This window comes from Bacillus sp. SIMBA_031, assembly GCF_046535225.1.
Taxonomy (GTDB): Bacteria; Bacillota; Bacilli; order Bacillales; family Bacillaceae; genus Bacillus; species Bacillus velezensis.
Window position 1 is genome coordinate 1 of record NZ_JAWRXC010000128.1, and the last position, 289, is coordinate 289.

General features: G+C 51.2%; 1 protein-coding gene. It reads right to left on the reverse strand.

Features of this window, described 5'->3' with window-relative positions:
• A partial coding sequence (locus SB724_RS19790) for a hypothetical protein (RefSeq protein WP_410572503.1) occupies window positions 1–240 on the reverse strand: 240 nt, incomplete at its 3' end.
• Window positions 241–289 lie beyond the last annotated feature (49 nt).

The window sequence follows — 289 nt, forward strand, 5'->3', positions numbered from 1 at the left end:
GGTCTGGCCGATGTCGAACAGATCGATCGCCAGCAGTTTTTGATCCGGCCCGCAGATCTTCCGGAACAGATAATAGGAGCGTCCGTAGAAGACGCCGATCTCGGCTATGCCGCCGTCAAGGTTGTCGCTGTTTTGTCTTTGCAACAGCGAGAGGAACACAAGTGCGTCGGGCGGATCGATATATCCTTCGATCGTCTGTAAATCATGGAAGATGAATTTCCGTGTCGCCGAGTTCATCAAACCTGCAGATCCTCTTCGCCTGTGATTTCATAGCGTTTTCCGTATCTAT